Origin of the sequence: Nonomuraea sp. NPDC004580 (assembly GCF_040609855.1) — a bacterium.
Classification (GTDB): Bacteria; Actinomycetota; Actinomycetes; order Streptosporangiales; family Streptosporangiaceae; genus Nonomuraea; species Nonomuraea salmonea.
This window is the reverse complement of the sequence record NZ_JBEXLH010000060.1, coordinates 1-15,458: the sequence shown is the minus strand read 5'-3', so window position 1 is coordinate 15,458 and position 15,458 is coordinate 1. Positions and strand designations below refer to the sequence as shown.

13 protein-coding genes and 1 riboswitch are annotated in these 15,458 nt (G+C 70.2%); of the genes, 6 read left to right on the top strand and 7 right to left on the bottom strand.

Annotation, left to right across the window (positions count from 1 at the left end; genetic code table 11):
- Nucleotides 1–23: 23 nt before the first annotated feature.
- Nucleotides 24–683 carry an HD domain-containing protein gene (locus tag ABZW11_RS37720; RefSeq protein ID WP_355428321.1) on the bottom strand — a complete coding sequence of 220 codons (660 nt, stop codon included), beginning with the start codon at nucleotides 681–683 and terminating at the stop codon, nucleotides 24–26.
- A gap of 198 nt (nucleotides 684–881) precedes the next feature.
- Here ABZW11_RS37720 and ABZW11_RS37715 point away from each other — a divergent pair, with 198 nt between their 5' ends.
- Nucleotides 882–2,438: a heparinase II/III family protein gene (locus ABZW11_RS37715; protein WP_355428318.1), complete on the top strand. Its 1,557-nt coding sequence runs from the start codon at nucleotides 882–884 to the stop codon at nucleotides 2,436–2,438.
- Nucleotides 2,439–2,472: 34 nt separating this feature from the next.
- On the opposite strand, the gene cimA is transcribed toward ABZW11_RS37715, so the two are convergent.
- The gene (cimA, locus tag ABZW11_RS37710) at nucleotides 2,473–4,047 is read right to left on the bottom strand and encodes a citramalate synthase (protein ID WP_355428315.1); all 1,575 of its coding nucleotides are present in this window, start codon (nucleotides 4,045–4,047) and stop codon (nucleotides 2,473–2,475) included.
- A gap of 236 nt (nucleotides 4,048–4,283) precedes the next feature.
- Nucleotides 4,284–4,928, bottom strand: a complete 645-nt coding sequence (locus tag ABZW11_RS37705) for a thioredoxin domain-containing protein (RefSeq protein WP_355428312.1) — start codon at nucleotides 4,926–4,928, stop codon at nucleotides 4,284–4,286.
- A gap of 122 nt (nucleotides 4,929–5,050) precedes the next feature.
- Here ABZW11_RS37705 and ABZW11_RS37700 point away from each other — a divergent pair, with 122 nt between their 5' ends.
- The gene (locus tag ABZW11_RS37700; RefSeq protein WP_355428309.1) at nucleotides 5,051–6,034 is read left to right on the top strand and encodes an aldo/keto reductase; all 984 of its coding nucleotides are present in this window, start codon (nucleotides 5,051–5,053) and stop codon (nucleotides 6,032–6,034) included.
- An 86-nt stretch (nucleotides 6,035–6,120) separates the two neighbouring features.
- Here ABZW11_RS37700 and ABZW11_RS37695 read toward each other — a convergent pair whose 3' ends face one another.
- Together ABZW11_RS37695 and ABZW11_RS37690 are read right to left on the bottom strand one after the other, a co-directional pair.
- Nucleotides 6,121–7,218: a branched-chain amino acid aminotransferase gene (locus ABZW11_RS37695; RefSeq protein ID WP_355428308.1), complete on the bottom strand. Its 1,098-nt coding sequence runs from the start codon at nucleotides 7,216–7,218 to the stop codon at nucleotides 6,121–6,123.
- A 243-nt stretch (nucleotides 7,219–7,461) separates the two neighbouring features.
- Nucleotides 7,462–8,508 (bottom strand): 3-isopropylmalate dehydrogenase, encoded by a 1,047-nt coding sequence (locus ABZW11_RS37690; protein WP_355428305.1) that lies wholly within the window; start codon nucleotides 8,506–8,508, stop codon nucleotides 7,462–7,464.
- 99 nt (nucleotides 8,509–8,607) lie between these two features.
- Nucleotides 8,608–8,749, top strand: a riboswitch (cyclic di-AMP (ydaO/yuaA leader).
- 51 nt (nucleotides 8,750–8,800) lie between these two features.
- On the opposite strand from ABZW11_RS37690, the gene ABZW11_RS37685 reads away from it, so the two are divergent.
- Nucleotides 8,801–9,466 (top strand): C40 family peptidase, encoded by a 666-nt coding sequence (locus ABZW11_RS37685; RefSeq protein WP_355428302.1) that lies wholly within the window; start codon nucleotides 8,801–8,803, stop codon nucleotides 9,464–9,466.
- A 491-nt stretch (nucleotides 9,467–9,957) separates the two neighbouring features.
- Here ABZW11_RS37685 and serA read toward each other — a convergent pair whose 3' ends face one another.
- Nucleotides 9,958–11,547 carry a phosphoglycerate dehydrogenase gene (gene serA / locus ABZW11_RS37680; protein ID WP_355428300.1) on the bottom strand — a complete coding sequence of 530 codons (1,590 nt, stop codon included), beginning with the start codon at nucleotides 11,545–11,547 and terminating at the stop codon, nucleotides 9,958–9,960.
- A gap of 334 nt (nucleotides 11,548–11,881) precedes the next feature.
- Between serA and ABZW11_RS37675 the strand changes: the two genes are divergently transcribed.
- Both ABZW11_RS37675 and ABZW11_RS37670 read left to right on the top strand, forming a co-directional pair.
- Nucleotides 11,882–12,643 (top strand): hypothetical protein, encoded by a 762-nt coding sequence (locus ABZW11_RS37675; RefSeq protein WP_355428297.1) that lies wholly within the window; start codon nucleotides 11,882–11,884, stop codon nucleotides 12,641–12,643.
- Between the two features lie 63 nt (nucleotides 12,644–12,706).
- Nucleotides 12,707–14,068 carry an MFS transporter gene (locus ABZW11_RS37670; RefSeq protein WP_355428295.1) on the top strand — a complete coding sequence of 454 codons (1,362 nt, stop codon included), beginning with the start codon at nucleotides 12,707–12,709 and terminating at the stop codon, nucleotides 14,066–14,068.
- A 6-nt stretch (nucleotides 14,069–14,074) separates the two neighbouring features.
- Here the strand turns inward: ABZW11_RS37670 and ABZW11_RS37665 are convergent, their stop codons facing one another.
- Nucleotides 14,075–14,581 carry a PadR family transcriptional regulator gene (locus tag ABZW11_RS37665; RefSeq protein ID WP_355428292.1) on the bottom strand — a complete coding sequence of 169 codons (507 nt, stop codon included), beginning with the start codon at nucleotides 14,579–14,581 and terminating at the stop codon, nucleotides 14,075–14,077.
- 88 nt (nucleotides 14,582–14,669) lie between these two features.
- On the opposite strand from ABZW11_RS37665, the gene ABZW11_RS37660 reads away from it, so the two are divergent.
- The gene (locus tag ABZW11_RS37660) at nucleotides 14,670–15,218 is read left to right on the top strand and encodes a DUF1707 and FHA domain-containing protein (RefSeq protein ID WP_355428290.1); all 549 of its coding nucleotides are present in this window, start codon (nucleotides 14,670–14,672) and stop codon (nucleotides 15,216–15,218) included.
- Nucleotides 15,219–15,458 lie beyond the last annotated feature (240 nt).

Genomic DNA, 15,458 nt, shown 5'->3' with positions numbered 1-15,458 from the left:
CCGGGGGGCGCGGGGCTCGCGCGTCAGCCGTCCAACGGGTTGTGGATGATGCGGTCGACGATGCCGTTGCGGAGGAAGCGGGCCGCGAAGCTGGACGGTTTGCGGGCGCCCTGGTCGGCGATGCAGACGCTGAACTCCTTGGCGATCTCCAGCCGCGGATGGCGCTCCAGCACCTCCTGCCGCACGAGGGCGGGGATCGCGGAGGTATCGCGGCCCGAGATGTCCATGCCGGTGGACAGTTCGAGCAGGTGTCCCTCGGGGTCCTCGTCCACGGGCACCTCGTCCCACATGTGCCGGACGATCACCTCGGCGGCCCGGTCGCGCCGCTCGGGCGACCAGCCGGCCCCCGCGCAGAACGCCCAGGCCACGTGGCCGCCGGCCTCCTCGTACGGGACGGTGTGGCTGTCGTACTCGGCGACCAGGCCGATGTCGTGCAGCATGGCGGCCACGTACAGCAGCTCCGCGTCGAAGGCGATGCCGTTGTCCTGCGCGTACGCCGCCGCCCACAGGTAGGCCCGGATGGAGTGGTTGAGCAGGGAGGGCGAGTGGTAGCGGGTGGCCACTTCGAGCGCGCCCCGGCAGGCGGGCGTATCGGGTATCACCAGGTCGTCGAGTTTCACATGCACCAGCATGCCGTGCCGGGCGATGCCGGTGGAGCATCGGGCGGCTAACAAATGGGGCATTCGGCTTGACCCTATGATCGTCGGTTCGAAAGCATGTCCCGCCCTCATCGTTTTGTCCCGGAAGGAACTGGCGTGCGCCGGCTCGCGATACCCCTTGCCCTCACGCTCGCATCAGGAGCCTCTGCAGGCCCTGCTCAAGCCGCCGAGACGGTGCAGGACACGGTGCAGGACACGGTGAGGGACACGGTGAGGGACAAGGTGACTCGGACGGCCGAGTGCCAGGGCGACTGGCTGCCCGCCACGCCGACCGCCGAGGACGTCATGAAGGGCGAGATCTCGCTGGTCGGCCTGCCGGCGTACAAGCTGGGCAAGAAGATCAGGTGGACGGCGAGCCCGTACCGCAACCGCTCTTGGGAGTACGTCTTCCAGTCGCTGCGCTGGATGGGCACCCTCGTCGTCCAGTACGAGAACACCGGCGAGCAGCGTTACCTCGACCGCGCCGTCGAGATCGCCGAGGACTGGGTGGCGGGCAACAAGTACGGCGCCAGCGGCACCCCCTCGTACGTGTGGAAGGACCACCCGGTCTCGCTGCGCACCCAGCCGCTGCTCTGCCTGAGCAGGCACGTGAACGCGAAGTGGCTCAAGGACAGCCTGGCCGTGCACGCCAAGCTGCTGGCGAACCCGCGGCTGTACAAGAAGGGCCACAACCACGGCATCGACCAGGACATCGCGCTCATGGGCATCGGCTGCCGCTTCGGCCGCAAGGACTGGGCCGACCTGGCCGCCAAGCGCCTGACCGGCACCGTGAAGCTCGACGTGGACGCGCAGGGCGCGCTGATGGAGCAGGCGCCGCGCTACGCCGTCTACGTCTACGGCCGCCTCCAGGTCGCGATGACGAACATGAAGGCGTGCAAGCGCAAGGTGCCGGGCGAGATCTCCCGGCGGACCGAGGCGCTGAAGGACTTCATCGCCCACGCCACGATGCCCAACGGCTACATGGCCCCGCTCGGCGACGGCAGCGCGGAGACCGAGCCCAAGATGGAGACGGGCACGCCGAAGCAGGAGGTCAAGACCTACAGGGCCGGGTACGTCTTCGGCCGCACGAAGTGGGACGACCCTGAGTCGGCGTACTACTCGATCAGGTTCGGCCCCGGCATGAAGTTCCACGGCCACGAGGACCACCTGGGCGTCACCTATTACGCGCAGGGCCGCGACATCCTCATGGACGGCGGCTTCCACTCCTACGAGAAGAGCTCCTACCGCTATTGGACGCTCTCCCCCGAGGCGCACAACGTCCCGACGGTGGTGGGCGCCCGCTTCCGCCCGCGCACGGCCAGCAGGCTCGCCAAGACGTCGTACGGCAAGGACCGCCAGGCGTTCCGGCTGACCGACAAGGCGTACGGGGTCAGCCGTACCAGGTCGGTGCTGGTCGACCACGGGGACGACCTGATGGCGGTGTACGACACGGCCTCGGGCGGCAAGAAGGTGCGCAACATCTGGCGCTTCGCGCCCTCGCTCAAGCTCATCTCGAAGGGCGGCGGCAAGGTGGTGCTGGGTGACGGCAAGTTCAGGGTGACGCTGCTGCAGCTCGGCTCGTCGTGCTCCCCGGTCGGGGGGCAGAAGGTCGAGCGGGGCGGCAAGCTCGGCTGGGTGTCGCCGGCGTACCTGTCGAAGCAGCGGACCAACGTCGTCGTCTCACCGGCCGCGAAGTCGCTGCTGACGGTGATCGTGCCGGGCACCGACTCGCCGAAGGTGTCGTGCTCGGGCGGCAAGGTCAAGGTGAACGGGGTGTCGTTCGCGGCCAAGGTGCTCTGAGCGCCGGGCCCCTTCCGCAGGGGCCCGGCCTCGGTCAGCAGTCGTGGCCGGCCCGCAGCAGGCCGTACGTGACCGCCTGCTCCAGCGCCTGCCAGGAGGCGTCGATGATGTTCTCCGCCACCCCGACCGTGGCCCAGTCGGCGGTGTCGTCGCTGGAGGTGATGAGCACCCGGGTGACGGCGTCGGTGCCGTGGGCGCCCTCCAGGATGCGGACCTTGTAGTCGACCAGGGCGAGCTTGGCCAGCTCGGGGTAGAGCCGCTCCAGCGCGAGCCGGACGGCCTTGTCGAGGGCGTTGACGGGGCCGTTGCCCTCGCCGGTGGCGACGATGCGCTCGCCCTTGGCGTGCAGCTTGACGGTGGCCTCGCTGACCAGTTCGCCGCCCTTGGCGCGTTCGACGATGACCCGCCATGACTCGACCTCGAAGTGGCGCTTGCGCTCGCCTTCGACGGTGTCGCGCAGCAGCAGCTCGAAGGAGGCGTCGGCGGCCTCGAAGGTGAAGCCCTGCGACTCGAGGTCCTTGACCCGCTCGACGAGCGTCTTGGTGTGCTCGGGGGTCAGCTCGTAGCCCAGCTCGCGGCCCTTGAGCTCGACGGAGGCGCGGCCGGCCATGTCGGAGACGAGCATGCGCATGTCGTTGCCGACCTGTGCGGGGTCGATGTGCTGGTAGAGGTTGGGGTCGACCTTGATGGCGCTGGCGTGCAGGCCGGCCTTGTGGGCGAAGGCGGAGGCGCCGACGTAGGGGGCGTGGGAGTTGGGGGTGACGTTGGTGACCTCGGTGATCGCGTGCGCGATGCGGGTCATGTCGGCCAGCGACTGCTCGGGCACGAGGTCGAAGCCGCGCTTGAGCTGGAGGTTGGCGACGACGGTGAAGAGGTTGGCGTTGCCCGAGCGCTCGCCGTAGCCGTTGGCGCAGCCCTGCACGTGGGTGGCGCCGGCCTTGACCGCGGCCAGCGTGTTGGCGACGGCGCAGCCGGTGTCGTCGTGGCAGTGGATGCCGACGCGGGCGCTCGTACGGACGGCCTCCTGGACGATCTCGGCCAGCTCGTCGGGCAGCATGCCGCCGTTGGTGTCGCACAGGGCGATGACGTCGGCCCCCGCCTCGGCGGCGGTCCTGACGACCTCCAGCGCGTACGCCGGGTTGGACCGGTAGCCGTCGAAGAAGTGCTCGGCGTCGAGGAAGACGCGCTGGCCCTCCGCACGCAGGTGGGAGACCGTGTCGCGGATCATCGCGAGGTTCTCCTGGAGAGTCGTGCGGAGAGCCAGCTCCACGTGCCGGTCGTGGCTCTTGGCGACAAGGGTCACGACCGGCGCGCCGGATTCGCGCAAGGCGGCCACCAGGGGGTCGTCGGCGGCCTGCACACCTGCCCGGCGGGTCGCGCCGAACGCGGCGAGTTGCGCGTGCTTCAGGTCGAGCTCTGTTCGGGCCAGCCTGAAGAACTCGGTGTCCTTGGGGTTGGCGCCGGGCCAGCCCCCCTCGATGAAGCCGACGCCCAGGCCGTCCAGGTGACGAGCGACGGCGAGCTTGTCGGCGACGGTGAGGTTGAGCCCCTCCTGTTGCGCGCCGTCGCGTAGCGTCGTGTCGTAGACGTGGAAGCGGTCGTCGGCCATGAGTCTCTCTTCTCTGCGGAAGCTTCTCTGCGAAGGACGGTTCTCGGGAGAACCCGGGAAAACAAAAAGACCCCTCACGGACGTGAGAGGTCTGCGCGCTGGCGGTGTCCCGGTATCAGCCAGCGCGCCTGCCGATAATGAGCAGACCGTAGAACATGGTGCCGCCCAGTCTGCCACACGGATTCACCATCTGGCACACCGGTCTCACTCCCTGGGACACGGCACGGTGGGGACGGTCACACCTGGACGCCGATGCCTCCGGTGATCAGGCGCTCGATCGCGGCGGCGTCGAACACCTCGCCGCCCAGCATCTGGCCGTCGAGCAGCACGGTCGGCGTGCCCTCCAGCGAGATCCCGGCCGTCTGCGCCAGGTGCGCCTCCGCGTACGTCTGCGACTTCACGCACTCGTCCACCGACGCGCCGGCCTTCCTGGCCGCCGCCGACAACTCCTCGACCGTGAAGCCCGAGGCCACGCCGTGCGGGGCGGGCTGCATGGCGTACACGGCATCCCTGAAGGCCAGCCAGTTCTCCTCCGGTACGCAGCGCGCGGCCGCGGCGGCGCGGACGGAGTTGGAGCGCATGGGCTCGTCCCGGAAGATCGTGACGGTGTGGAAGACGACCTTCACCTTGCCCTCCTTGGCCAGGCGCTGGATCGTCGCGTCGACCTTGCTGTGCATGTCCTTGCACACCGGACAGTCGAAGTCCTCGAACACGTCGAGCACCGGAGCGTCGCTGCCCAGGTCGGCAAGGATCATCGACCCGTCCGCCTGCCTGCTCAGCTGCACCCCGTCGGACGACGCGCCGGGCTGGGAGAACGCCAGCACCCCGAGTACGGTGATCGCCGCGAAGGCCGCCACGACCGCCATCAACCGCTTCTTCATGAGCCCACTCTCACCTTTATCGATCGCGCAGACCCTATCGGAAGCGGCGACAACGGCCATCACACGCGTACGCCCCCGGCGCGCCGGGCAGGTTCGTCTGCGGGGATGAAGGGGGATCAGCCATGCGATACGTGACACTGGGCCGCGAAGGCCCGACGGTCTCGGCCCTGGGGTTCGGCGCGATGACGCTGGCGCCCAGGGTGTACGGCGACGTGAGCGAGCCGGAGGCGACGCAGGCGCTCCTGGCGGCGCTGGACGCGGGCGTCACGTTCGTCGACACCGCCGACATCTACGGCGCCGGGCACAGCGAGACCCTGATCGGGCGGGTGCTGCGGGGCCACAGGGACGAGGTGGTGCTGGCCACGAAGTTCGGCGGGAACTCCGATGATCAGGGCAGGCTGGTGCCGGGCATGGGCCGGCCCGAGTACGTCCGCAGGGCCCTGGAGGCCAGCCTCGACCGCCTGCGTACGGACCGGGTGGACCTCTACTACCTGCACAGGCTCGACCCCACGACGCCCATCGAGGAGACGATGGGCGCGCTGGCCGAGCTGGTCCAGGCCGGGGACATCCGGTACGTCGGTCTGTCGGAGGTGTCGGCGGCGACGCTGCGGCGGGCCTGCGCGGTCCACCCGGTGACCGCCCTGCAGACCGAGTACTCGCTCTTCCACCGCTACCCGGAGCAGGACGTGCGCCCGGCCTGCGACGAGCTGGGCGTCGGGTTCGTGGCCTACAGCCCGCTCGGGCGCGGCCTGCTCGGCGGCACGATCAGGGGCAGGGGGTCGCTGGAGGAGGGCGACTGGCGCCGGGGCAACCCGCGCTTCCAGGAGGGCAACCTGGATCGCAACGTGGAGCTGGCCGACGCCGTGGCGGGCCTGGCCGGCGAGGTGGGGCTGCCGGTGGCGCAGCTCGCGCTGGCCTGGCTCGTGCACCGCGGCGCCGTGCCCATCCCGGGGACGCGCCGGGCCGAGAACGCGCGGGCCAACGCCGCGGCCGCCGACGTCACCCTCGACGAGGAGACGGTAGGGCGGCTCGAGGCGCTGGTGCCGCCCGGCGCGGTGGCCGGCGAGCGCGGCAACGCCGCCTACCTGGCCAACCTCGACACCTGAGCGGACGCGGGGGCCGGAGCGGGCTGGGGCGGCTTTCGCGCACCCCGGGGTGGGCGTGAGGCGCCCTCCGCCCCCGCGTGCGGGCGTCAGGCGATCTTGTGGACCCAGTCGTGGGTGTCGGGGCGGGCGCCGTACTGGATGCCGACCAGTTCCTCGCGCACCCGCATCGTGACCGGGCCAGGCGTGCCGTCGCCGACCGTCCACGAGCGGTCGGCGCCCTTGACCGTGCCGACCGGCGTCACCACGGCCGCGGTGCCGCACGCGAACACCTCGGTCAGCTCGCCGCTCTCGCAGCCGGCCTGCCACTCGTCCACGCTGATCAGCCGTTCCTCGGTCTCCAGCCCGAGGTCGCCGGCCAGCTCCAGGATCGAGTCGCGGGTGATGCCGGGCAGCAGCGTGCCGGTGAGCGCGGGGGTGACGAGCTTGCCGCCGAGGACGAAGAACAGGTTCATCCCGCCCATCTCCTCGACGTAGCGGTGCTCGTGCGCGTCGAGCCAGACAACCTGGTCGCAGCCGTTCTCGACGGCCTGCCGCTGCGCCACGAAGGCCGCGGCGTAGTTGCCGCCGCACTTGGCGAACCCGGTGCCGCCGGGCGCGGCCCGCGTGTACTCGGTGGACAGCCAGACGGAGACGGGCTTGATGCCGCCGGTGAAGTAGGAGGCCGCCGGAGAGGCGATCACCATGTACCGGTACGTCTTCGACGGGTAGTTGACCCCGAGCCCCGCCTGCGTGGCGATCATGAAGGGCCGCAGGTAGAGGCTGTGCCCCTCGGTGGTAGGCACGTACTCCTTGTCGGTGGTGACGAGCAGTTCGAGCGACTCGACGAAGGTCTCCTCGGGCAGCTCCGGCATGGCCATGCGCTGGGCGGAGCGGTTGAAGCGGGCGGCGTTGGCGTAGGGGCGGAACGTCACGATCGAGCCGTTGGCCTGCCGGTACGCCTTGAGCCCCTCGAAGAGCTCCTGGGCGTAGTGGAAGACCGCGGTGGCCGGGTCGAGGACGAGCGGCCCGTACGCCTCGAGACGCGCGTCGTGCCAGCCCTTGCCCTCGGTGAAGTCGATCGAGATCATGTGATCGGTGAAGACCTGCCCGAACCCGGGGGTCGCCAGTACCTGCTCCCGCTCGGCCGCGGTGCGAGCATGGTCGGATAGCTGCACGTCGAAGCTGAGCTTCTGAGCGATGGTCATGACGTCGGTCCTTCTCTCTGCGATCTACCGAAAACTACCGGAAGCTGCCCGCTGTCTGCGGTTCTGCGACTGCCGCGAGAGGCGGCCGCGCCGGGAGGCAGTCCGTACTTCCTATTGTCTCGCTATATGGGATGGCAAGGGGTCAACGGGGGATATAGCCCCCATTTCTCCCTACAGGGACACGAAAAAGCGCCCGGCAGTCCGCTCAGGGCCGCCGGGCGCTCGTGATCGGGCTAGGCGGTCCTAGCCGGATACTCGCGCGGTGATGTCGTCGCCGATCTGCTGCGTGCCGCGCGGGGCGGAGCCCGCGACGCGCGCCGCGATGTCGTCGGCGACGGCCTGCTCCACCCTGGCCGCCTCGGCGCTCAGGCCGAGGTGGTCGAGGAGCATGGCGACGGAGAGGATGGTCGCGGTCGGGTCGGCCTTGCCCTGGCCCGCGATGTCGGGCGCGCTGCCGTGGACCGGCTCGAACATGCTGGGCGCGGCGCCGTCGGGGTTGATGTTGCCGCTGGCGGCCAGGCCGATGCCGCCCGCGATGGCGGCTCCGAGGTCGGTGATGATGTCGCCGAAGAGGTTGTCGGTGACCACCACGTCGAAGCGCTCGGGCTGGGTGACGAAGAACATCGAGGCCGCGTCGATGTGGGAGTAGTCGACGGCGATCTCGGGGTAGTCGGCGGCGACCCGGTTGACGGTGCGCTGCCACAGGTCGCCCGCGAAGGTCAGGACGTTCGTCTTGTGGACGAGCGTGAGCTTCTTGCGCGGGCGCGACTGAGCTTTCTCGAAGGCGTAGCGGACCACGCGCTCGACGCCGTGTGCGGTGTTGAGCGACTCCTGCGTGGCGATCTCGTGCGGGGTGCCGCGCCGCATGGCGCCGCCGGTGCCGGCGTAGAGGCCCTCGGTGCCCTCGCGGACGACGATCATGTCGATCTTCTCGGGCGGGGTGTCGGCCAGCGGGGTGCGCACGCCGGGGAACAGCTTGACCGGGCGCAGGTTGACGTAGTGGTCGAACTCGAACCGCAGCCGCAGCAGCAGGTCGCGCTCCAGGACGCCGGGCGGCACGCTGGGGTCTCCGACGGCGCCGAGCAGGATGGCGTCGTAGCCGCGCAGCTCGTGGAGCACCGAGTCGGGCAACGTCTCGCCGGTGCGGTGATAGCGCGCGGCGCCCAGGTCGTAGTGGGTGGGCTCGATCTTGGTGCCCACGGCCTCCAGGACCTTGAGCCCCTCTGCGACGACCTCGGTGCCGATGCCGTCACCGGGGATGACAGCCAGGCGGATGTTACGCGACTCCATGGGCGGTACCTTACCGGCTCGTCTCGACTGACGAACACATCATCTCATTTTCCGGACGTCCGATTTTGTATGTATTGCGACCTTTTGACCGATTCGTTAGAGTCCGTCAGGCCTAATCCACGCAGCAGGTGCGTGGAGCCGGGGACCCACCTCTCCCCCAGGGGCGAATCGGCTTCGCCGTAGGGCTGTCTTCCAGGCCCGAGCCCGTCAGCTAACCCGGCCGGCCGCATGGAAGGACAGACCCCTGTCTCGCATCGCCATCGCCCTGGCGGGTGTCGCCGCCGGGCTCCTCGTGTGCCCCCCTCCGGCCTCCGCCGCGCCGACGCCCGTCGGCCCCGGCGAAAGCCGTCACTCCCCCGACGCGAACTCCGACCCCGACGCGAACTCCGACCCCGGCACGAACTCCGACGCCGGCACGAACTCCGGCCGCGACACGGACTCCGATCCCGGCACGAACGCGGCCGGCTCGATCACTCTGACCGGCCCCGAGGTCAAGCGCATCCAGCAGAAGCGCGCGCCCAAGCCGGCCTGGAAGACCGCCCTCAGGTTCGCGATGCACCAGCGCGGCATCCCGTACGTGTGGGGCGGCACCAGCCGCAGCGGGTACGACTGCTCCGGGCTCATGCTCAGGGCGTACCAGAAGGCGGGGATCCACCTGCCGCGCACCGCCGCCGAGCAGTACAACGCGTTCTCCCGGAAAATCAGCTGGAACCATCTCAAGCCCGGTGACCTGGTCTTCTTCAGCGGACTCGGTCACGTGGGCATGATCTCCAAGCCCGGCTACATGGTGCACGCGCCGCGCTCGGGCGACGTGGTGAAGGAGGAGAAGCTCTCCGACTGGCGCCGGCAGGCGTTCGTCGGAGCGGTCAGGCCCGACCGCAAGGGCGTCCGTGAGTGGCGCGAACTGCAGGAACGGCGCGATGACCCCGCTCCGTCGATGCTGACCGCGACCCTCTGACCTGACACCACCCGGACGAGCGGCCCCGTGCGAACGAGCGCGGGGCCGTTCTGGGCTCACCTGCTCTGGGGGGCTCCGCCGTTGTCACGCCGGTCGAGGGCCATCTGGACGGCCTCGGCCGCCTCGTCCTCTTGGTCCTCGGCACGGTTGTAGGCATACATCTCGTACATGTGGCTCATCTCGCTTCGCGGACGTGTTCCTGAGAAGGGGGGAAGCCGGACTCCGGTCGCGAGCCCGACCGGGCCTGAATCTCGTGGTCCGGGTCACGGACCGGACGAAGGGACTTGACGGCCGACGCATACGCCGCTCACCGCGGCGGGTCGTCGACCTGCCCTAACAGGCCCCGCCGCGGCAGGTAATGAGTACGAGAACCTGGCGCATCAACGGCTACAGTACCCGAGGACAGTGCTTGGATGTCCTACTATCTCGCATCCTGAGACGCAAAAGGGCCGCCACCCGAAACGGGTGACGGCCCTGCGCAGGTCAGAGGGTCAGTCCTCCAGGTCGACCGAGCGGCCGCTCTCAGCGCCGATCTCGGCGCCGATCTGCTCGACCACCTCGGCCGGGATCGCCGAGTCGACGGTCAGCGCGATGAGCGCCTTACCGCCCTTGACGTCGCGGGCCACCTGCATCGAGGCGATGTTGATGCCGTGCTCGCCGAGCAGCCGGCCGACCACGCCGACGACGCCGGGGCGGTCGGTGTAGGTGTAGAAGCACAGGTGGGCCGTCGGCTCGATCTCCATCTCGAAGCCGTTGACCTCGACGATCTTGGTGATCTGGCGCGGCCCGGACAGCGTGCCCGACACCGAGACCGTGCGGCCGTCGGCCAGCACGCCGCGCACGGTCACCAGGTTGCGCCAGTCGGGGCTCTCGGAGCTGGTGACCAGCTCGACCGTGATGCCGCGGTCCTTGGCCAGCAGCGGCGCGTTGACGTAGGTGACCTGCTCCTCGACCACGTCGGCGAAGACGCCCTTGAGCGCGGCCAGCTCGATCACCCGCACGTCCTGGGCGGCGATCTCGCCGCGCACCTCGACGTCGAGCTTGGTGGCCACCTCGCCGGCCAGCGCGGTGAAGACCCGGCCCAGCTTCTCGGCCAGCGGCAGGCCCGGCTTGACGTCCTCGGCCACGGCGCCGCCCTGGACGTTGACCGCGTCGGGCACGAACTCGCCCGCCAGCGCCAGCTTCACGCTGCGCGCGACCTGCGTGCCGGCCTTCTCCTGGGCCTCGTGGGTGGAGGCGCCGAGGTGGGGCGTGACGACGACCTGGTCGAGCTCGAACAGCGGGCTGTCGGTGCACGGCTCCTTGGCGAAGACGTCCAGGCCGGCTCCCGCGACCCGGCCCTCCTTGATCGCGGCGTAGAGCGCCCCCTCGTCGACGATGCCACCGCGCGCGACGTTGACGATCCGCACGTTGGGCTTGACCTGGTGCAGCTCACGGTCGCCGATGAGCCCGACCGTCTCCTTGGACTTGGGCAGGTGGACGGTGATGAAGTCGGCCTGCTTGAGCACCTCGTCGAGGCTGACCAGCCGGACGCCCATCTGCGCGGCGCGGGCCGGCGGCAGGTAGGGGTCGTAGGCGATCAGCTCGACCCCGAACGGCGCCAGCCGCTGGGCCACGAGCTGGCCGATCTTGCCGAGGCCGAGGATGCCGACGACCTTCTCGTCGAGCTCGACACCGGTGTACTTCGAGCGCTTCCACTCACCGTTCTTCAGCGCGGCGTGGGCCTGGGCCGTGTTGCGCGCGCTGGCCAGGATGAGCGCGACGGTCTGCTCGGCGGCGCTGGTGATGTTGGAGGTCGGAGCGTTGACGACCATGACGCCGGCCTTGGTGGCCGCCTCGACGTCGACGTTGTCGAGGCCGACCCCCGCACGGGCGACCACCCGCAGCTTCGGCGCGGCGGCGATGGCCTCGGCGTCGACCTGCGTGGCGGAGCGGACGATGAGCGCGTCAACGTCGGCGAGGGCGGGCAGCAGCTGGGAACGGTCGGCGCCGTCGGTGTGGCGGACCTCGAAATCAGCGCCGAGTACGGCGAGACCGGCCTCGGACAGCTCCTCTGCGACCAGAACGACGGGCTTGTTCACTGGTGTGGATCCTTAAGGCAGGGCGGGCTTGGGAGGGACACGTCCACGGATCCCCCCGGCGGTCCCACAGAGTCTATCGGGCGCTTGTGAACGCGTTCACGAGGGACTCACGATGTGAGACGGGAGGCCCTGTACCCAGCAGAGTGGAAAGTCATCCACGCCGCTCCCATCTTTGTCTTGATCGGGAGATTTATTCGCCATTAGCCTGATAAGCCGTGGCCGACTACCTATGGTTCGTCATATGAGCATCGGGAATCCTGCGCTTGCCGACGTGCTCGCCCAGCATGGCACTCCGCACCGCCTGCTGGGCGCTCTTGCCGACGGTGGAGTCCTGGTGGCAGTGCGACCAGATCGCTCCGTGGTCCTCGGGACCACTCAAGTAGGTGACCGGGTGCTGCTGGGCTACACCAGCGCCGCCACCTACGCCCGGCACCGCGGAAGCCATTCGCTGTCGGCCTGCGACGCCGACACCATCCTGGACATCCAGCGCGTCACCGGAGTACGCGAGATCGTCATCGACGCGGCGGGCCCGGCCGCCGCGGCCGTGCCCATCGACGATCTCCAACGTTTCCTCACCACGACGCGCACGGGGCCCACGCCCGTGCTGTCGGGGGCGGCGCCCGCCGCCTACGCCACGGGTGCGATGGCCACCGTGTCACGCGGCGCCGCGCTCGCGCAGGTGGCTCCCCCGTCGCCCGAGGCCCCCGCGCTGCCGTGGGTGCCCGCGCCGCGGCCGCACCTGTCGGGGCCGATGCAGCAGGTGGACCCCGGCTACCGGCGGTGCACACATCCGATCCTGCCCGCGCTGCGGCAGGCCATCGCGTACCTGCTGATGGACTTCCCGCTCGTGCACCACGTCTGGATCAGCGAGGCGCGCACGGCGTCCGGCGCACCCGGGATCATGCTGCACGTCAAGGTGCACATGTCCGCGGCCGAGGACGTCGTACGCGACCTGCACCGCCTCGTCCGCGCCCGGCTGCCGCAGTTCGCCGCCTCAGGGGCGCCGATCCTGATGGCCAGGGTCGCCGACGCGCGCAGCGAGCGCCGGATGATCGAGATCGGCGCGCACGTGGTCTGCGCCAGCGTGAACGACTGAGCGGCGGAGGGCCCGCGAAAGTGGGCCCTCCCCAACAAGCCCTCGCTCGGTTTCAATGAGGTCATGATCACACCGGGGGCAGGCACGGCCACCGTCCCGAAAGGCGTGCGGTTCGGCTATGGGATCGGGTCGTTCTGCACCTCGACCGTCAACGCGGTGCCCGGCCTGCTGCTGCTGTTCTACATGACGAACTTCCTCGCGGTGCCCGCATGGCTGGCCGGTGTGGTGGTGAGCGCGCCCAAGATCTGGGACCTGATCATCAACCCGCTCGTCGGGCGCTGGTCTGACCGGACCGTCTCGCGCTGGGGGCCGCGCCGGCCCTGGCTGCTCGCCGGGGCGTGCACGCTGCCGGTCGCCTTCTTCCTGGTGTTCGCCGGGCCGCCGCTGACCGGGGTGCCCGCCGCGCTGTACGTCGGCGCCTGCTTCATGGCCACGGCGACCGCGTACGCGCTGTTCGAGGTGCCGTACAAGGCGATGCCCGGCGAGATGACGCACGACTACCACGAGCGCACGGCGCTGCTGCAGTGGCGGATGGTCTTCATCGGCGCGGCCACCGCGATCAGCGGCGTGCTGGCGCCGGCCATCGCCACCGGCGACGGCGAGCACGGCACGCTGAGCAGCTACCGGACGATGGGCCTGACGATCGCGGTCATCCTGCTCGTCGCCATGCTCGCCTCTTTCCTCGGCACCGCCCGCGCCCCCATGACGGGAGCGCCGGAGCCGGACCGCGGCGGGTGGCGCGAGCAGTTCGCGGCGATCAAGGGGAACCCTGCGTTCATCTGGCTGACCGTGCTGGCCTGCACGCAGATGCTGGCCGTCAGCATGATGCTGGCCGCCGCGCCCTACTTCGCGACGTACACGCTCGGCTCCTCGGGGGCCACCCAGACGCTCTTCGCCGCCCTCGTCGGGCCGATCCTGCTGACCATGCCGCTGTGGGTGCGGCTGGCCAGGCGCCTCGACAAGCGCGGCGCGATGGTGCTGGCCACGGTGATGTTCGGCGGCGGCACCACGGCCGCGATCGCCACGCCGCTGTTCGGCTCGGTGTGGGCGCACCTGTGGATCCTGCTGGTCGGCGTCGGCTACGCCGGGGTGCAGCTGCTGCAGTTCTCGATGCTGGCGGACGTCATCGCGGCCGACGCGGCGGAGACCGGCAAGCGGCGGGCCGGCGTGCTGACCGGGCTGTGGACGGCCATCGAGAGCGGGGTGAGCGCGTTCGGCGCGCTGATCTTCGGCGTGGTGCTGTCGATCGGCGGGTTCATCGAGTCCGAGCCGAGCCGGCCGGTCGAGCAGCCGGAGAGCGCGGTGACCGCCGTCCTCATCGGGCAGACCGTGATCCCCGCGCTGATCATCTTCTCCTCGGTGCTGATGGTCATGAAGTACCGGCTCAAGGCGCCCGCCGCGCCGGCCCCTGCCGGCGCCGAGTGACCGCCGTCAGGTCCTCCCCTTCGCCACGGCCTCGCAGTGGTCGAGCCAGCGCAGCTCCGCCTCGGCCTTGAAGATCAGCGAGTCGAGGACCAGGCGCTGCGCGAGGCCCTCGCCCGCCCTGTGCTTGGCCCTCGTGTGCTCCTGCAGGGCGCGCATGGTGGCCTCCCGCTGGGTGTGGAGGACGGCGGCGACGTCCACGCCGCCGGCCACCGCCATGGCGATCTTGATGGTCAGCTCGTCCCTGGGGCGGTCGGTCGGGGCGACCGGGGTGCCGTACCAGTGCTCCAGCTCGCGCCGGCCCTGCTCGGTGATCGTGTAGATCGCGCGGCCCTGGTCGTCGGAGCCACCCGGGGCGACCAGCCCGTCGCGCTCCAGCCGGGCCAGCGTCGTGTAGACCTGGCCGATGTTGAGCGGCCACGTGCCCCCCGTGGACGCCTCGAACTCCACCCTGAGCTGGTAGCCGTAGCGGGGTCCGCCACTGAGCAGGGCGAGCAGTCCGTGCCTGATCGACATGGATACTGACTATGCATACTGAGTATGCTTATCGCAACTGATCCCCGTATTCTGGACAGCGACCGAGGTTCAGGCCGATACTCGCTCTATGAGCTCCACTCATCCGCCCTTTCGCGCCTCAGACGGGGAACGTGACCGTGCGATCGATGAGCTCAGAGACCGCGCCGTCGAGGGCCGCATCTCCCATGACACCTTCGTGGGCCGGGTCGACCAGGCGCTGCGGGCGCGCAGCAGGCACGAGCTCGACGAGCTCGTGGCCGACCTGCCCCGGCGGCCCACCCTCCGGCAGCGGCTGACCGACGCCGTCGCCTCCGTTTCGGAGTTCACCACCCGCCTCCAGGCCGCCTGGCGGCGGCCCAGGCTGCCCCGGCTCGCGCTGCCCGACGACGACCGGCTGCGGTACGTGGTCGGGCGCGGGTCCGCGTGCGACCTCGTCCTGTCCGATCTGACCGTCTCCCGGGTGCACGCCGAGCTGCGGCGGGAGAGCGACGGCGAGTGGATGCTGGTCGACCTCGGCTCGCTCAACGGCACCCGGCTCAACGGCTGGCGCCTGGTGGGGCCCGCGCGCGTGAAGTCAGGCGACGAGGTCGCCTTCGGCGACTGCGGCTTCCTCGTCACCGCCCAGCAACCCGACTGACGCCCCGCGCACACGCCCGCCGGACGGCCGACGACCGGGCCGGATGAGCGAGGGACACCGGCGACCGGGCCGGCGACCGGGCCGGATGGGCGAGGGACACCGGGTCTCACCACCCCGGGCGCACGCCGTTCGGCCGCGAGCCGGCGGGTTAGTCTCCGATCTCCCTAGCGGGAGGCCCGTTCTGGGCTGAAAATCGGGAGTGGTTGCCCGCCGACGTCGTGTGTCCTTGGTCCGGTTGAG